Below are 15,342 nucleotides of genomic sequence, written 5' to 3'. Positions count from 1 at the left end.
CTCTAGCGCGAGTTCCTACGGCGTGAAAGGAAATTTCCTACAACGCATGAAGAATCGCTGTTCTCGTTGTGTCGCATTGGTTTAGGACTTTGAGGATCGTTGGAAAGGTGTGCGGGCGGGCTTGAGCCAGAATGGATGGGCTACGGTAGGGAGAAGGGCTTACTAGAAAGTGAGAGGAGCGTAGCCTCTACAAGTCCGCTCCCTGCCTGACGGTAGGAAATCAATTGGAGGTGCCATCGTGTTTGTTCGCCCCATAGCCGCACATGAATGGGGGCTTTATCGGAGTCTGCGTTTGCGGGCACTGCGAGAGTCACCGGATGCGTTCGCCAGTACCTACGAGCGTGAGGCAACTCGAAGCGACGATGATTGGGAAGCCCGTGTCTCAGCTGTAACAACCTCCACCAGCGCACAGGCTTTTTTGGCTTTTCAGCACGCCGAGCCTTGTGGCTTGGTTTGGTGCAAATTATCAGAAGCTGAGCCCGGAGTCGTCGAGGTTTTTCAGATGTGGGTGGACCCTGTCTCGCGTGGTGTTGGAGCCGGTCGGGCTCTGCTGGCAAGAGCTATTGCTTGGGCTGAAGGTCGAGGGGCGCAACGTATACGCTTGGGCGTGACGATCGCAGATACTCCGGCGATGCGCCTTTATAGGTCAAACGGGTTTTGTGACATCGGCTTGCCGGAACCTTTGCGCCAAGGTTCTTTGAGCTCTCAGTCGATGGAACTGAACCTAGGTTTACGCTCTGGTACTGATAGCCCGGATAGCTTCTGGGCTGTGTTGTAAAGTCGGGCGGTGAAGCGAGGATTTATAGTCGCATGGTTTCGGCAGGAGCAAAGCCTTCAGAGATTTCTGAAGGCGGCTCTGAGTAACGAGTAGGCGCTTCAGCGCATCATGCCCAGCTCGGCATCATCCATCAGCGCCTTAGCCAATGCGCAGAGGTAATGCGAAGCCCAGATCAACTGGGGTTTGTCTTCCATCAAGCCGTCCAGGGTCATATCCCGTGCGTAGCCCATAAGCTCCGAGGCTTGTTCGCGGGCGCTCTGGCAGGGGATACCGGCTTCGATCCGGAACAACGGATGGGTCTGGTTTTCGCCTTGGTAGAAGGTGGTTTTGCCGACGGTGAATTTGGTTTCTTCTGTGGTCATTGTTCAATCTCCCCGAAATCTCTGGTGCCTGGTCTGGCCTCATCGCCGGCAAGCCAGCTCCCACAAATACTGCATAGGTCTCGAGATTTGTGGGGCAGCTTAGATCCATGTGGGAGCCTTGCTTGCTGGCGATAGGGGCAGCCCAGGCGACATAAATGAAGCCTTAGTGCAAAGTCCTAGGCTCAGTGGGCATCTGCACCTGGATCAGTGCGGACTCAAGCAAAGCTCGCAGCGTCTCCAGTTCATGCATCGAGGTCATCATCAAAATCGACGCAGGCGATTTGGGCTGCAGCAGCATTGCCTGATGCACAACGGTCGCCGCGCATAGTGCGTAGTCCGTGGCTTGGATCAGGGTGTCTTCAAGGCAGAGAGTCTTGTGGGGAGGATCTGGAACGATCTTGAGCATGGTGAATCTCCAACGTAGAAGGAGGAACTACCACGGCCATGCCGTCAAGCAATGGGGTGGTAGCTGTACGCGGGTTGACGGACCGAGACGTTGGCACTCGGCGCACCACAGGGTGCCCGCACGTACAGCCACCATAAAAGTGTGCACATGAGGACAGCGTCATCGGTCCGTCAAAACCGGTCGCTGAATTGGCAGCGACGAGCCGAGACTAAAATCCACGTTGGTCATGTGCAACGAAAAACAGGCGCAGGGAGTATCTTTGGGAAATGGCCTACAAGGAAGGGGTTAATTCTGACTTTTTTTGCCCATTCACCTTCACAGCATGCAACGCCGGCTGCTCTGTTAACGGCTTGCGGCTCTCAAATAGATTTCCACTCACGAATTCCTGTATCCAGTTATGTCGCGATACCAACCAACGGTCCAGCATGGACTTTCGCCACTCAAGCCTTGAAACTGACCCGCTCACATCTGGACCAAGGCAGGTCACGGGCCAACCCCTGACAACGGACGCCAAGTCACAGCCCATGGAATGCACCGAAGATGACTATCGAAGCTTTTGCCCCTTTCCAGCGCTTTGCCGCTGACCTGCTGAAGTATCTACCGGCTGAGCAGCCAGATGGCTCCCACGACCTGTCCCACATCCATCGCGTATGGGTCAACGCACAACGGATACAGCGCGTAGAAGGCGGCGACCTGGAAGTGCTGCTTGCAGCGACTGTGCTGCATGATTGTGTCGCGGTAGAAAAGAATTCGCCCTTGCGTGGGCAGGCGTCAACGCTGTCCGCACAAAGGGCGGCGTCAATCCTGGCTGATATGGGCTGGCCCTTGCAGCGCATCGAGCAGGTGGCGCATGCAGTCAAAACCCACAGCTACTCGGCTGGCTTCGAACCACTCACCCTTGAGGCCAGGATTCTTCAGGATAGTGATCGCTTGGACGCCATAGGTGCAGTGGGTATCGCCCGGTGTTTTTACGTTTCCGGGCGAATGGGGTCGGCGCTTTACGATTTCGAGAACCCCGCGGCGCAAGGCAGGGAGTATGAGGATACGACGTATGCGGTTGAGCACTTCTATACCAAATTGCTCAAACTCGCATCAGGCTTTAAAACTACTGAAGGGGCTCGCCTTGCGGCTGAACGCCATGCTCGGCTTGAAATGTACCTCACGCATTTCATGGATGAAATCTTGGCGATACCTACTGACGACCCTAGTATTGCAAGAGACAACACCAGGGTATGAGAGGGGTAGGGGTTTTACCGCCGAGATGCTTGAAAATAAGATAGGTTGTTTCGGATGGGTGTTTATCTGAACACAACATCCCATCCACTAGATAATTTCAGGGCGAGGTAGTCCAAGCAGGCAGGCAGCTGGGCTCGACTAGTACATATGTCATAGCAATAAATGCAGTCATGATTACTAGCCAGCCTTTTCCGGAAACAAAAAGAGTCGTTCTCGTTACCCATATCCAAAACGGCTGTGCGGCTCCCGAGCTACGCTGGTTCATAAGTGCTAAATAGTGGATCAGTACGATCGCGGAACAAAGCGTGGTGAAGAATATTAGAGCTATGCCGAGCATCTGATAGAGTACGACCGCCCGCCAGTATTCAGATAGTCGGTTCAGGTAAAAGTCAGCAGCTGTTGTCTCTCTAGCCAGTGCCGGTAACGCTGGGTCTAAAGCATTCGCTGCTATGGCCAAGAAGCTATAGTTTAAGCCTAGTGCAACTATGGGGGTTAATATGTAGAGTATCCACGAGCTTGAAGTAAATTGGCCCTTAATGGCGGATGTGATGGCCGTTGTAATGCTGAAGGCAAGTACACTTGTAATGAAGATGTTAAGTGTGTAGTGAATGTGTTCTGAATAAACAACATACTTCCATGCAAGATACAGTGTCGCGATAGCTAGCGCAAAGAGGATGGCGCCGGCCCCGCCGTTGTCTCGGGCGCTTATATTTCCGTTGTTTTTGATAACAATGTTGTTGGTTACGAATACGTTCGTAGTCTGATTGACCGTTAAGGGCGTTCCGTCTTTGAGTGGACCGCTAAAACCAGCAAACATCATAGCCACGATGGCACCCATAAGCGGTCCCCAGACCCAGGCCTCCATATGGGCATTAGTCATCAAATCCCAGATCGACTGCATCAAAACTCCTGTTTTTATAATCCAATTTCGCTGGCTAACGATGATATGGCCTGGATTATGCCTGTCTCAGAAGGGGGGCGTCACGTACACAACCCGATCACGCCCATTCTGTTTGGCGGTATAGAGCCCCTTGTCAGCGCGTTCCAGTGCGTCATCCAGCGTTTCACCCCCGGCGAACAGGGTGCACCCTATGCTCAGGGTTACCTTCAACTGACCACAGGGCAACTGCATAGGGCTGGCACCCACCTGTTCGCGAATCCGCTCAGCAATCCGCGTCAGTTCTTCGCTGTCTTTAACATGCAAAATAGCGACGAACTCCTCACCCCCATGGCGCACCAGCAGGTCATCGGGGCGAAGTGCTGCGCGCAGGCGGCGGGCAGATTCGCAAAGCACCTTGTCACCGCCGCCATGGCCGTACTTGTCGTTGATGGATTTGAAGTGATCCAGGTCGGCATAAACCGCACCCAGTTGTAAGCCGTTCAACTCTGCCAATCGCCGTTCATGGTCTTCAAACGCCGACAGCGCGCCGCGGTTCCATAGCTGCGTCAAAGGGTCGAGCAGGGCTTTGCGCTGCTCGCGATCCATTTCAAGCCGCAGATCGCGGTTCACCTGCGCCAAGGTACGCAGTTGCAGATATCCCTCGGCAAGCGTGGCCAGGTCCCTGAAATTCGCTTGTTGAGCCTCGCTGAGCACGCGCGGGTGGGGATCGAACATGCACAGCGTGCCGATGGCTTTGCCGTTGCCGGCGCGCAAGGGGTGGCCGGCGTAAAAGCGGATGTAGGGCGGGTTGAGCACCAGCGGGTTGTCGATGAATCGCCCGTCGCACTTGGCGTCGGGCACCATCAGGGTACCCTCGCCGAGAATGGCGTAGCCGCAAAAGGAAATACTGCGCGTCGTCTCGCTTGCCTCAAGCCCTATGCGGGCCTTGAACCACTGTCGGTCCTGGTCGATCAGGCTGATAAGCACAGTGTCCACATGCGCCAGGTCCTGGGTAAGCCGCACCAGGGTATCAAGGTAATGCTCGGCTGGTGTATCGACCAGGTTCATGTCATCGAGCGTGCGCTGGCGAAGCTTTTCGTCTGCGGGTAAAGGGCAAGCTGGCATCGTTGGTCCTCCATTCCCTGGTTGGCTGCTTTTGCACTTGGCGGGGCGCGTTCTCTATACCGTCGAAACAAGCACAGCATAGGTTATAGCGTGGAGCCTTGGACTGCAGGTGCGTCTGGCCATTTCTTACCGAGAGTGTGATTTCTTTCGCTCGATAATCGTCAAGATTGCTACCCCTTCGCCGTCGTCTGGGGACTGATACAGGGCCTTTCATGCAAACGCTGTTGAACGAGATTCTCGAAGAAGTACGTCCCTTGATCGGCAAGGGCAAAGTAGCTGACTACATTCCTGCGCTGGCCGATGTGCCGGCGAACCAGCTGGGCATCGCGGTCTATGGCAACGATGGCAGCTATTACTGCGCAGGCGACGCCCTGGTGCCGTTCTCGGTGCAGAGTATTTCCAAGGTGTTCAGCCTGGTGCAGGCGATTGGGCATTCGGGGGAAGCCATTTGGGAGCGGCTTGGCCATGAGCCTTCCGGCCAGCCGTTCAACTCGCTGGTGCAGCTGGAGTTCGAGCGTGGTCGGCCGCGTAATCCTTTTATCAATGCGGGGGCGTTGGTGATCTGCGATATCAACCAGTCGCGCTTTGCTGCACCCACTTTGTCGATGCGCGATTTTGTGCGGCGGCTATCGGGCAATCCGCACATCTCGATCGATGCTCGCGTTGCCGATTCGGAGTATCAATTCCGCGCGCGCAATGCGGCCATGGCCTACCTGATGCAGTCGTTCGGCAACTTCCATAACGAGGTGGAGACGGTGCTGCGCAGCTATTTCAGTTACTGTGCGCTGCAAATGAACTGCCTGGATCTGGCTCGGGCGTTCTGTTTCCTGGCCAATGATGGGTTCTGCAAGCACAGCGGTGAGCAGATTCTGACCCGGCGCCAGACCCAGCAGGTGAACTCGATCATGGCCACTAGCGGGCTGTATGACGAAGCAGGGAATTTCGCCTATCGGGTGGGGTTGCCAGGCAAGAGTGGCGTGGGGGGCGGGATTGTGGCGATCGTGCCGGGGCAATTCACCGTGTGCGTGTGGTCGCCGGAGTTGAATGCGGCGGGTAACTCGCTGGCCGGGATGGCGGCGCTTGAGTTGCTGAGCTCGCGGATTGGGTGGTCGGTGTTCTGATTGGCGGGCTCGCTTGTTGTGCGACGCGGCGGTGTGGCGGTTTGACTTACCTGTGAAGAATCCAACGCGGTGTATGGCACCGGCTGCGCCGGTGTTCGCGGGTGAACCCGCTCCCACAGGTACTGTGGCTGCGTTGAGGGTTGTGGTGATCCTGTGGGAGCGGGCGTGCCCGCGAAGAATGCGACGCGGTGCATGGCACCGGCTGCGCCGGTGTTCGCGGGTGAACCCGCTCCCACAGGTACTGCGGCTGCCTTGAAGGCTGTGGTGATCTTGTGGGAGCGGGCGTGCCCGCGAAGAATCCAGCGCGGTGCATGGCACCGGCTGTGCCGGTGTTCGCGGGCATGCCCGCTCCCACAGGTACTGTGGTTGCGTTGAAGGTTGTGGTGAGCCTGTGGGAGCGGGTTTACCCGCGAAGAATGCAACGCGGTGTATGGCACCGGCTGTGCCGGTGTTCGCGGGCATGCCCGCTCCCACAGGTACTGCGGCTGCGTTGAAGGCTGTGGTGATCCTGTGGGGGCGGGCGTGCCCGCGAAGAATGCGACGCGGTGTATGGCACCGGCTGCGCCGGTGTTCGCGGGCATGCCCGCTCCCACAGGTACTGCGGCTGCGTTGAAGGCTGTGGTGAGCCTGTGGGAGCGGGTTTACCCGCGAAGAATGCGACGCGGTGCATGGCACCGGCTGTGCCGGTGTTCGCGGGCATGCCCGCTCCTACAGTGGAGCTTTCTTGAGTGAACGAACTCAGGCCCCCCCACCAGCTATCTCCCGAGCAACCCAGCCCTTGAACGCCTCCGCCACCGGCGATGGGTGCATCGCGCCTGATTGGGCCAGCACCACTTTTTGCGGTGATACCTCTTCCAGTAATGGCCGGCATAGCAGCGGTGTACCGTCATAGCAGTGGTCCCCGGCGGGCCGGGTGCATGACAGGGCAACCCCGTAGCCATGCGCGACGAGGCCCCGTTGCATCTCGAAGGTTTGGGTGTATTGCTGAGTTCGCGGTTGCAGGTTGTGCGCCCAAAACAGTGAAAGAAAATACTCACGCGTTTGTGCGATGTCCTCAAGAATCAAACACTCTTGCGCCAGCTCATGCAGTGGTATCTCGGCCAGGTGGGCTAGGCGGTGGTCAGTGGCAATCAGTGCGTAGGGCTTCAACTCAGCCAGTACCTGGCGCGGCAGCAAGGGATCAAGGCCAATGTCATAAGTCAGCGCGAGCTCGGCTTTACCGGCGCTCAAGTGGCGGTGTACGCCTGCCAGGTCAGTCTCGAAAAGCGTTACTTCGACATCGGGATACTGCTTGCGAAAACTCGATAGCAGCCGCGGCGCGTAATAGGGGCCCAAGTCTTGGAAGCAGATGAGCGACAGGTTGCCGCGAAGCGAGCCGCGCGTGGTATCCGCGTTCTGATTCATGGCAATTGCCATGCCGATGATATCGCGTGCCTGGGCCAATAAACGCGTGCCCGCTGACGTCAGCTCCAGCCCGCGGCTCACCTGGCGCCGGAACAGCCGCTCGTTCAGCGCCTCTTCCAGCTGGGCGATCGCTACCGAAACCGATGGCTGTGAAACGTGCCGGGCTCTGGCCGCAGCGCTGATGCTGCCGTGTTCGGCCACGGCGACGAAGTACTCGAGCTGCCTGAACGAGAACCCTATCATCTTTTCCTATACTCGGGATTAGGAAATATATTCTTTTCCTATTGTGGCTGAAACGCAATACTCGCGGTGCACCTTGCTTATTCCGCTCGAAAACTGGCAGTGGTGCTGTTGCCCAATAAAAAGACCAAAGGGTGCTTATGAAACAGTCCGCCGAATTTCAACTGAGTGACGAAACCATCGAGGCTTTTCAGCGTGATGGTGCCGTCTGCGTACGTAATTTGTTCACGCCGGAAGAAGTTGCACTGCTCGAAACCGGCATCGAACAGAACCTGAAAGCCCCAAGCGAGCGCGCTAAAGTGGCAAGCCGCCCTGATGACCCGGGTTGGTTCTTCGAAGACTTCTGTAATTGGGGGGATATTTCGGCCTATCGCCAGTTCATCTTCGAAAGCAGGGTAGGTAGTGTTGCAGCGCAACTCATGAACAGTGAGACAGCCCGGCTTTATCACGATCACCTGCTGGTCAAGGAGCCGAACACGCGCCAGCGAACGCCCTGGCATCAGGACCAGCCGTACTACAACATCGACGGGCGGCAGAACTGCAGCATGTGGATGCCAGTCGACCCGGTCTCGAGAGAATCCACCCTTGAATTCGTAGGGGGCTCGCACCTTGGGCCATGGCTGATGCCGCGCAGCTTCCTCGACAGCCAGGCGCAATGGTTTCCGGAAGGCAGCCTTGCAGACTTGCCGGATATCGAAGCCGATCGCAGCGCCTGGAACATCCTCGGCTGGGAGCTCTCCCCAGGCGATGCGGTGTTCTTCCACATGCTCACCTTGCACGCCTCTGGCGGTGTCGGGGGCAATCGTCGGCGTCGTGCCTTCTCGGTACGTTTCCTGGGCGATGACATTACTCACGCACCGCGCCAGTGGAAAACCTCGCCACAGTTTCCCGGCCTCGAAACGCAACTCGCCAGCGGTGCCCAAATGAACCACGAGCTGTTTCCGGTTCTGTGGCCTAGGGCTTGATGATTGGAATACTGCGTGCCTGATAAAACCGCACGGCATTAGCGTTGTGCGGACCTGATAATAAAACCAAGAAGGTATTTATGAGCGCTCAATCTTCACACCAGTTGAAGCGGGGTCTCTCTACCCGGCATATTCGTTTCATGGCGTTAGGTTCTGCTATCGGTACGGGGCTGTTCTATGGCTCGGCATCGGCAATAAAGTTGGCAGGTCCTTCAGTTTTGCTGGCCTATCTGATAGGTGGCGCAGCCATTTACATGATGATGCGTGCCCTTGGCGAAATGGCGGTTCATAACCCGGTGTCAGGCTCGTTCGGGCACTATGCCAGCCAGTATCTGGGGCGTTACTTTGGCTTTCTGACAGGTTGGAGCTACGCGTTCTCGATGTTGGTGGTTTGCCTGGCAGACGTGACGGCCTTTGGCGTTTACATGGGGCTGTGGTTCCCTGAAACACCTGCCTGGATCTGGGTGCTTGGGATAGTGTTCTTTATCGGGGCGCTGAACCTGTGCAGCGTGAAAGTGTTCGGGGAGATGGAGTTCTGGCTGTCGTTGCTGAAGGTGACCGCGATCGTTGCCATGATTGTGGCAGGCGCGGCTGTGCTGCTGCTGGGTATCCAGTTGAATGACGAGGCAGGCACGGTTGCCGGAATCTCGAATCTGTGGAGCCACGGCGGGTTCTTCCCTAATGGCGTCAGTGGGATGATCGCTTCCTTCACTGTCGTGATGTTCGCCTTTGGCGGGGTCGAAATGATCGGCATCACTGCAGGCGAGGCAAGGGACCCGAAGCGCGTGCTGCCCAAGGCTATCAACTCGGTGCCTCTGCGCATCCTGCTGTTCTACATTCTTACCCTGTTCGTACTCATGGCCATTTACCCTTGGACCAGCATTGGCAGCCACGGTAGCCCGTTCGTGCAGATCTTCAGTGGTCTTGGCATCAGTTCAGCCGCCACCGTGTTGAACATCGTGGTGATTTCAGCTGCTGTTTCGGCAATCAATAGCGATATCTTCAGTGCTGGGCGGATGATGTACGGAATGGCTCAGGACGGCCAGGCGCCAGCCGGTTTTGCATCGTTGTCGCGTTTCGGTGTGCCGTGGATGACGGTTGCGGTGATGGGCGTCGCGCTGCTTCTGGGCGTGGTATTGAACTACCTGGTGCCGGAAGACTTGTTCCTGGTTCTTGCGGCGGTGGTCACGTTCTCCATTGTCTGGGTCTGGTTGATGATTCTGCTTTCTCAAGTGGCCATGCGGCGCGGCATGAGCAAGGAGGAGGCGGCTGCACTGGATTATCGTGTGCCGCTGTGGCCGGTGGGGCCAGCTTGCGCGATTGCTTTCATGGTGTTCATTTTTGGCGTGCTCGGTTGGTTCCCGGCCAGCCGCACAGCCATGTATGTCGGGGTTGGCTGGTTGGTGCTGCTATCCCTGGCTTACTGGTTGTGGGGTGTGCGTGCTCCACGTCATGTGTCGGCCAGCGCTTGAGGCATTGAACCAAACTGTGGGAGCGGGCTTGCCCGCGAAGAATCCAACGCGGTGGCTGGCACCGGCTACGCCGGTGTTCGCGGGCATGCCCGCTCCCACCTGTACTGCAGCTGTCTTGAAGGCTGTGGTGATCCTGTGGGGGCGGGTTTAACCGCGAACAATCCAACGCCGTGTCTGGTTTGCAGTCAGGGTGCTTGCAGGGCCCTCAGCATTTCGCGCTAAGGTTTTAGACGACTTCATCCGTTGTCGGTGCGCTGCGCGACTCAAGGTCGATTTCCTCTGGCCATCGGACCTTGGGGGCGAGGTATTGCATGGGGTTCAGACCATTGCCAACCTTCTGACCCTGAAAAGGGCGTAGAGAGTCAGGAAGAGCGTCATAGCCACTTTGCATGTACAAACGTGCCAGTGCCCAATACTGCTTGCCTTGCTCTATGTCGTCACACAGGAACAGGCGGTCGATGACTTCCTCGGTGCCTGTTTTACGAACCGATATCATTACATTTTCAATGAGGCCGCCGTAGCCCATTGGGGCGTATACCCTGTAAACCTCGGCAGTTAGGTCGGCCCAGTCATAGGCCACAGGTTTTACCCCCCAACCCTTGCTGCCGAAGGGGTATAGACGATCAAATCTGTACTCGTAAAAATAGACTTTTTGACGTGCTCTATTGAAGCGTATGGGTTCATCGCGAGGAAGTCGTAGGTCCATACGAAACAATGGAAAAAAGGCCCAGGTTGAAAGAATTATAATCATGATGCCTATGGTCGTGATTTCAATTCCCGATTGCCATTCGTCAAGGAGGGAAGTGATGATGTCTGGCACGATAAACACCATGGTGTAAATTAAAATAATCAAGCCTCCGAAAAAAGATATCCCCCGCACACTGACCGACGACCGTGGGAACTCGATAAATATATGTCCAGCCCGATCGATCTTTAAATTAGATGCCAAACACACCTCGCGCTGCGCGGGTGCAATATCATGCGGAGGAAGATCATACTTCCAGCCCATCCCTCGGGTAGGTAGCATCTTTCTCTTTCCTTTCATGCATTCAGTTCCGTGGAAACAGTGATGGGTAGGACGATGATGGCCTGGCTGATGATGGCAAGCAGAGCGGGGAGCAGCCTGCCGCAGGGCCTGACTGGGCAGTGGCCACGCGGGAAGAGTGAGGCTGCCGCAACCCAGGGCAGCCTATACCTTCTAGACTTGGGGTTCATCGGCCCTCTCAGTCAGATGGGGCAGTACGGGACTCACGGTCAATGTCCTCCGGCCAATGAACCTTTGGTGCCAGGCAATGCATGTGGCTCAGGCCATCGTCATCGTTCCAGTCACGGGGTGGGTGTACGAACTTCGGCAGGGCTTCGGGGCCTTGCTGCATGAATAGTCGGGCGATGGCCCAGTAGGCTTCGCCTTTGTAGAGGTCATAGGTGAAGAACACACGGTCGATGACTTCGTTGGTTTCCGGGTTGCGGACCGACAGCATGACGTTTTCGATCAGGCCACCGTGGCCGGGGGCGTAGACTCGGTAGACTTCGGCGGTTACATCGTCCCAGTTGTAGGCGACCGGTTTGACGCACCAGCGTTTGCGGCTGAAGATGAAGATGCGGTCATATCGAAATTCATAAATATATATTTTCTGGCGAAGTCGATTGAAACGAATAGGCTCGTCTCTAGGGGCAACCAGATCAAGCCTGACATAGGCAGCCAAAGCCCATAATGCTACCGGAAGAAGAGCTATTGATATGTTTGTAAGCCAGTCGCGCGGCCAACTGCCATGCAAAAGGCTCCAGTATAAGTAAAGCGTAATTCCTAAAGCGAATAGCAAACCCGGAACCCCAATCAAAAATATAACACCTCGAAGGATGGTGCTGCTCCGCGGTAACTCGAGATATATATCATCGAAATAGTTTGGCGACGGCTTGACACTCGCCCACACTTCCCGCCACTTTGGAGCTTCATGCACCGTGGGAAGGTCATGGCTCCAGCCTAAAGCGCGCTCGCACAAAACTTTATCATCACGCTTCACTCGCTAATCTCCCTGGCACAAATCTCAATGTACCCACTTGGTAGGCTCCGATCCGGCCAGTACATGACCAACAGCGTAGCTGCCTCAATTGTGTGTTTTCCTATAGTCGCCATGAGCGCTATCGAGCCCGAAATCTCTAACTGGCTGAGTTCAGTAGAATAAGGTTTTCGCTTCTCGCTAATTGAATAATTGCAGTCGTGGTCTGGTATTCGTGGAGGCGCGAAGCTCGAAAATGAAGAGGACGGCGAGAGAAATTCTTCAGAGCTCGCAAAAAAATTTCCCGAAGCAATAGTTTCCCCGCCAATGTAATCAGGGTGATTACCGTCACCGTGACGATGCGCAATCAATTTCCAGCGATATCCCGAAAAACGCTCGTCGTACATAGGCAAAGCGATCAAGAATTTCAGTTCCTTAATTATTTCCGTGCTTGTCAAGCCACCGATTTTCGGAAGCCCTGGATCAGTTGCCAAACGCGACTCAAAATTCAACTTCGCCTGAACGCCTAGCGTGGCAGCATTGAGTTCGGCAAAAGCGATATCCGCTTGTTCTGGAACATTCCAATGAATGGTCGGCTTTTCGTCTGCTTTTCCAAAGCAGCACCGCCTTACCCAGCGCTCCAGATCAGTTGATTCATTTTCCTGAGCGCGTTTGCTTAGTTGATAAGCAGCAAGCGTGAAGGCGATCGCCAATCCCAGCGGGCCGAAAACCAAGGGATAGAGTACTGCGAATCCGAAAGCGACAGTGCCAAGAACATACAAACCGGCCGAAATTAGATGTCGCTGGTATGCGGCATCATCACCCGTAGCGGCAGCTCGCCTGGTCGCATTGATTGCTTGAGCCGCATCAAAGACCCCTGCAACCGCACTCACCAAAGCACCAAGCCTTATCAAGGCCCCCCCACTGGCTGCAACACCCTTTGCCCACCCCAAATTCAGTGGACCAGCACTTGATCTCAAAATGAGCCCAACCAGCTCGATTTGCCCTCCCAACAGGCCCAACTGCGATCCTTGCAACGCCAACTTGGCTTCATACGCCTTGGGCCCAATCTCCGTTTCCGCCTTTTCCTGATTCCTGCCCAGGCTGTCCTGCTGCAAATACAACCCGCCTATCGACAGCAGAACCTCCCAGCTGCCAGCAATCCCGCGCAACCCGGAAAAACCGGTTTTTACCAATCGGGTCGCCTGCTGCGTCATGATCTTCATCCCGTGCAACAACCTGCGCGCATCGGTTTCCAGCGTCCCCGCTGCCACCGAGATATCCACCAGGGCAAGCTGCGCCGCGCTGCTCGCCTGGGTCACCCCCATGCTGGCCTCCTTGAACAACCGGCCATGCACTTCCTCGGCCTTGCCCTCGACCCACACCGTCACGCTGATCATCGAATTGGTGAACCGCGGGTCGAGTACGGCCAGGCTCATCAGCCCGTGCTGGATGATCGGCCGCACCTTGCGCATGGCCTTCATCGAGCCAAACTCGAAGTCATCGATATTGCGGCGCATCCGGTCCCGTGCCTCGGCGATCGACGCGTTGGCCTTGTGCTGCAACTCCCGGAGGTGGGCGCTCTGCAAGGCGTAGTACTCGCCCAGCTTCATCTTCACTTCCAGCTCGATCAGGTGCACGCCGTTGTAGAGAAACTGCGTGGCGCTGTTCAGATGCCGCACGGCCTTCTGAATGCCAGGCGACAGGCATGGCGCCAGCCGCTGACTGGCCGCATTGAGTGCGCCCTGTGTTTCAGCAATGGCCTGCTTGAGGGTATTGCGCATGCGCAGGCCGGCGTCATCGCTGGCGATGATCTTGCTCAGCATGCCGTAGAGCTTGTCGCTGTCGTTCCAGTTGATCGCTTCTGTGGCGGAGAAACTGGGCAGCAGTCCGGCCAGCAGAGAGCGATCCCGCATCAACAACGCGCGGTAGGGCGGGCTGTCAGGGTCCTGCAGCCATTTCAACCAGAGCAGTTCGCTGGTGCCGGAAGCGGGAACATGCGGTTCAAGGCGGGGGACGACAGCTTCCGTAACGCCGCCGCCCAGGCACAGGGCCATGGTCTTGGTGTAGGCCACACCGGACTCGCGATCGTTACCGTCGTAGTCGTACGCCTCGGCCACCTTGAACATGGGCGTATCGAACAAGGCAACGTACGCCTTTGCGTCCTTGTCGATGTAACGCTGAAACTCGCGCTCCTGCTGCTCGTATTCAGCCTGGAACGCGGCCCGCTGCGGTTCGTGGTAGCGCTCCTCAAGCCGCTCGTCACTCTCCTGCTGTGCACGCTCGACCAATCGCTGCCGCTCGACTGCCGGGTCGGTGAACACCGGCGGGGCATCGCCCGTCATCGGTTCCAGCGACGGCACCTTCTGCGCCGCCCACTCCCTGTGCGTGGCACGAATGATCTGCAGGATCTGCGAGGTCTGCAGCTGATAAGCCCGCATCGGTTCCTCACGCCAGGCCTGACGCTTCAGTACCCAGTTCAGGCGCTGATGGTTGTACTCCTGAATCAGCCCGACAGTGTCGTCGAGCACCACCGCCAGCACGCCGTTTTCCAGCTTGTGCCGGTTGATCGCATTGACCAGATACCCACGCAGGGCGAACCGGCGCAACCAGCGGCTGTGGAAGCCATGCGCACTGTCGAAGGGCGCGCAGCCATGCTGGGCGTACTCGAATACCTGCTGGTCGACCCCAAGCTTATCGGGCGTCATGGCGATGCCCAGCAGTTCGGGATTGTTGCGTGCCTGAATCAGGTCCAGGCCCTCGAAGCGATGCGCAGGCGACGCGCCGCTCTTGTAGGCGTTCAGCACGCTCACCGGCCAAGGATCGCTGGAGAAAGCCAGCCAGGCGCTGGCGTACCTGCTGGTATCGATGTTGAGAAAGGCCGAAGGAATATCGTGATCTGCGTTCACGCATTTTTCGGGCAGCGGAGAAGGCGGGCCATCTGGCGGCTCATAAGGGTTGAAGCGGCGCAGATGGCCTTGCTCGCTGACGGCATAGGCATGCCAGACCTGCTGGTCGAGCAGCACATAGAGGAAGCCCATGCGCAAAGTGCGCAAGCCGATCTTTGTCGAGATATGCCGGTTATCCGCCACGGTGGAAACACACTCGGGGCGGGTATCGGGCACCAGGGCGCGGCGCAGCGGCAGGATAGGCAGGCCCTGGCGCTCGCAGAACATGCACTGGTCGTGCGGCAGCCCGGCTTCGGCGATCGCGAGGGCAATACGTTGGCTGATGGTCATGAGCGATCCTCGTGTTGGACAGGTCCTTGTCGACCTCTGAACACTAACGGGGAATCGCTTTCTAGAGAGGCATTGGGCTTCCTAAAAGCTTGTAGGAAACGTCTCTGAATAATG

13 protein-coding genes are annotated in these 15,342 nt (G+C 56.8%); 5 read left to right on the top strand and 8 right to left on the bottom strand.

The window, feature by feature from the left end; translation table 11 throughout:
- Nucleotides 1-238: 238 nt before the first annotated feature.
- Nucleotides 239-778: a GNAT family N-acetyltransferase gene (locus CAG44_RS10360; RefSeq protein WP_256575262.1), complete on the top strand. Its 540-nt coding sequence runs from the start codon at nucleotides 239-241 to the stop codon at nucleotides 776-778.
- Between the two features lie 98 nt (nucleotides 779-876).
- Here CAG44_RS10360 and CAG44_RS10355 read toward each other — a convergent pair whose 3' ends face one another.
- Both CAG44_RS10355 and CAG44_RS10350 read right to left on the bottom strand, forming a co-directional pair.
- Nucleotides 877-1,140: a DUF3077 domain-containing protein gene (locus tag CAG44_RS10355; RefSeq protein ID WP_003256566.1), complete on the bottom strand. Its 264-nt coding sequence runs from the start codon at nucleotides 1,138-1,140 to the stop codon at nucleotides 877-879.
- A gap of 163 nt (nucleotides 1,141-1,303) precedes the next feature.
- Nucleotides 1,304-1,546, bottom strand: coding sequence for a hypothetical protein (locus tag CAG44_RS10350; RefSeq protein ID WP_025338548.1), 243 nt, complete (start codon nucleotides 1,544-1,546; stop codon nucleotides 1,304-1,306).
- 540 nt (nucleotides 1,547-2,086) lie between these two features.
- Here CAG44_RS10350 and CAG44_RS10345 point away from each other — a divergent pair.
- Entirely contained in the window at nucleotides 2,087-2,782 is a 696-nt protein-coding gene (locus CAG44_RS10345) for an HD domain-containing protein (RefSeq protein WP_085692076.1), read from the top strand.
- Between the two features lie 97 nt (nucleotides 2,783-2,879).
- Here the strand turns inward: CAG44_RS10345 and CAG44_RS10340 are convergent, their stop codons facing one another.
- Together CAG44_RS10340 and CAG44_RS10335 are read right to left on the bottom strand one after the other, a co-directional pair.
- A complete protein-coding gene (locus tag CAG44_RS10340) occupies nucleotides 2,880-3,683 on the bottom strand; it encodes a hypothetical protein (RefSeq protein ID WP_085692075.1) in 804 nt (267 codons plus the stop codon).
- 66 nt (nucleotides 3,684-3,749) lie between these two features.
- Nucleotides 3,750-4,787 carry a sensor domain-containing diguanylate cyclase gene (locus CAG44_RS10335; RefSeq protein WP_085692074.1) on the bottom strand — a complete coding sequence of 346 codons (1,038 nt, stop codon included), beginning with the start codon at nucleotides 4,785-4,787 and terminating at the stop codon, nucleotides 3,750-3,752.
- Nucleotides 4,788-4,999: 212 nt separating this feature from the next.
- Here CAG44_RS10335 and glsB point away from each other — a divergent pair, with 212 nt between their 5' ends.
- Entirely contained in the window at nucleotides 5,000-5,908 is a 909-nt protein-coding gene (gene glsB, locus CAG44_RS10330; RefSeq protein ID WP_085592323.1) for a glutaminase B, read from the top strand.
- Nucleotides 5,909-6,646: 738 nt separating this feature from the next.
- Here glsB and CAG44_RS10315 read toward each other — a convergent pair.
- Entirely contained in the window at nucleotides 6,647-7,555 is a 909-nt protein-coding gene (locus CAG44_RS10315; protein ID WP_085663231.1) for a LysR family transcriptional regulator, read from the bottom strand.
- 137 nt (nucleotides 7,556-7,692) lie between these two features.
- Between CAG44_RS10315 and CAG44_RS10310 the strand changes: the two genes are divergently transcribed.
- Both CAG44_RS10310 and CAG44_RS10305 read left to right on the top strand, forming a co-directional pair.
- Nucleotides 7,693-8,517: a phytanoyl-CoA dioxygenase family protein gene (locus CAG44_RS10310; protein WP_025338554.1), complete on the top strand. Its 825-nt coding sequence runs from the start codon at nucleotides 7,693-7,695 to the stop codon at nucleotides 8,515-8,517.
- 80 nt (nucleotides 8,518-8,597) lie between these two features.
- Entirely contained in the window at nucleotides 8,598-9,989 is a 1,392-nt protein-coding gene (locus CAG44_RS10305; RefSeq protein ID WP_085692072.1) for an amino acid permease, read from the top strand.
- A 226-nt stretch (nucleotides 9,990-10,215) separates the two neighbouring features.
- Here CAG44_RS10305 and CAG44_RS10300 read toward each other — a convergent pair whose 3' ends face one another.
- The 3 genes from CAG44_RS10300 to CAG44_RS10290 form a co-directional block, all read right to left on the bottom strand.
- On the bottom strand, nucleotides 10,216-11,034 hold the full coding sequence (locus CAG44_RS10300; protein ID WP_256573572.1) for a DUF6708 domain-containing protein: 819 nt from the start codon (nucleotides 11,032-11,034) through the stop codon (nucleotides 10,216-10,218).
- A gap of 178 nt (nucleotides 11,035-11,212) precedes the next feature.
- Nucleotides 11,213-12,013 (bottom strand): DUF6708 domain-containing protein, encoded by an 801-nt coding sequence (locus CAG44_RS29100; RefSeq protein ID WP_256575259.1) that lies wholly within the window; start codon nucleotides 12,011-12,013, stop codon nucleotides 11,213-11,215.
- Nucleotides 12,010-15,228: a T6SS effector BTH_I2691 family protein gene (locus tag CAG44_RS10290; RefSeq protein ID WP_085692069.1), complete on the bottom strand. Its 3,219-nt coding sequence runs from the start codon at nucleotides 15,226-15,228 to the stop codon at nucleotides 12,010-12,012. Before CAG44_RS10290 ends, CAG44_RS29100 begins: the two co-directional genes overlap by 4 nt.
- Between the last annotated feature and the right edge of the window lie 114 nt (nucleotides 15,229-15,342).

This window comes from Pseudomonas sp. B13(2017), from assembly GCF_002113245.1.
Taxonomy (GTDB): Bacteria; Pseudomonadota; Gammaproteobacteria; order Pseudomonadales; family Pseudomonadaceae; genus Aquipseudomonas; species Aquipseudomonas putida_Z.
Note: the sequence above shows the minus strand (reverse complement) of the source record. Positions and strands in the feature narration are given on the sequence as shown.

Coding starts and splice junctions, on each gene's coding strand:
- CAG44_RS10355 (WP_003256566.1), bottom strand. CDS start 1,140: ATGACCACAGAAGAAACCAAATTCACCGTCGGCAAAACCACCTTCTAC.
- CAG44_RS10350 (WP_025338548.1), bottom strand. CDS start 1,546: ATGCTCAAGATCGTTCCAGATCCTCCCCACAAGACTCTCTGCCTTGAA.
- CAG44_RS10345 (WP_085692076.1), top strand. CDS start 2,087: ATGACTATCGAAGCTTTTGCCCCTTTCCAGCGCTTTGCCGCTGACCTG.
- CAG44_RS10340 (WP_085692075.1), bottom strand. CDS start 3,683: ATGCAGTCGATCTGGGATTTGATGACTAATGCCCATATGGAGGCCTGG.
- CAG44_RS10335 (WP_085692074.1), bottom strand. CDS start 4,787: ATGCCAGCTTGCCCTTTACCCGCAGACGAAAAGCTTCGCCAGCGCACG.
- glsB (WP_085592323.1), top strand. CDS start 5,000: ATGCAAACGCTGTTGAACGAGATTCTCGAAGAAGTACGTCCCTTGATC.
- CAG44_RS10315 (WP_085663231.1), bottom strand. CDS start 7,555: ATGATAGGGTTCTCGTTCAGGCAGCTCGAGTACTTCGTCGCCGTGGCC.
- CAG44_RS10310 (WP_025338554.1), top strand. CDS start 7,693: ATGAAACAGTCCGCCGAATTTCAACTGAGTGACGAAACCATCGAGGCT.
- CAG44_RS10305 (WP_085692072.1), top strand. CDS start 8,598: ATGAGCGCTCAATCTTCACACCAGTTGAAGCGGGGTCTCTCTACCCGG.
- CAG44_RS10300 (WP_256573572.1), bottom strand. CDS start 11,034: ATGAAAGGAAAGAGAAAGATGCTACCTACCCGAGGGATGGGCTGGAAG.
- CAG44_RS10290 (WP_085692069.1), bottom strand. CDS start 15,228: ATGACCATCAGCCAACGTATTGCCCTCGCGATCGCCGAAGCCGGGCTG.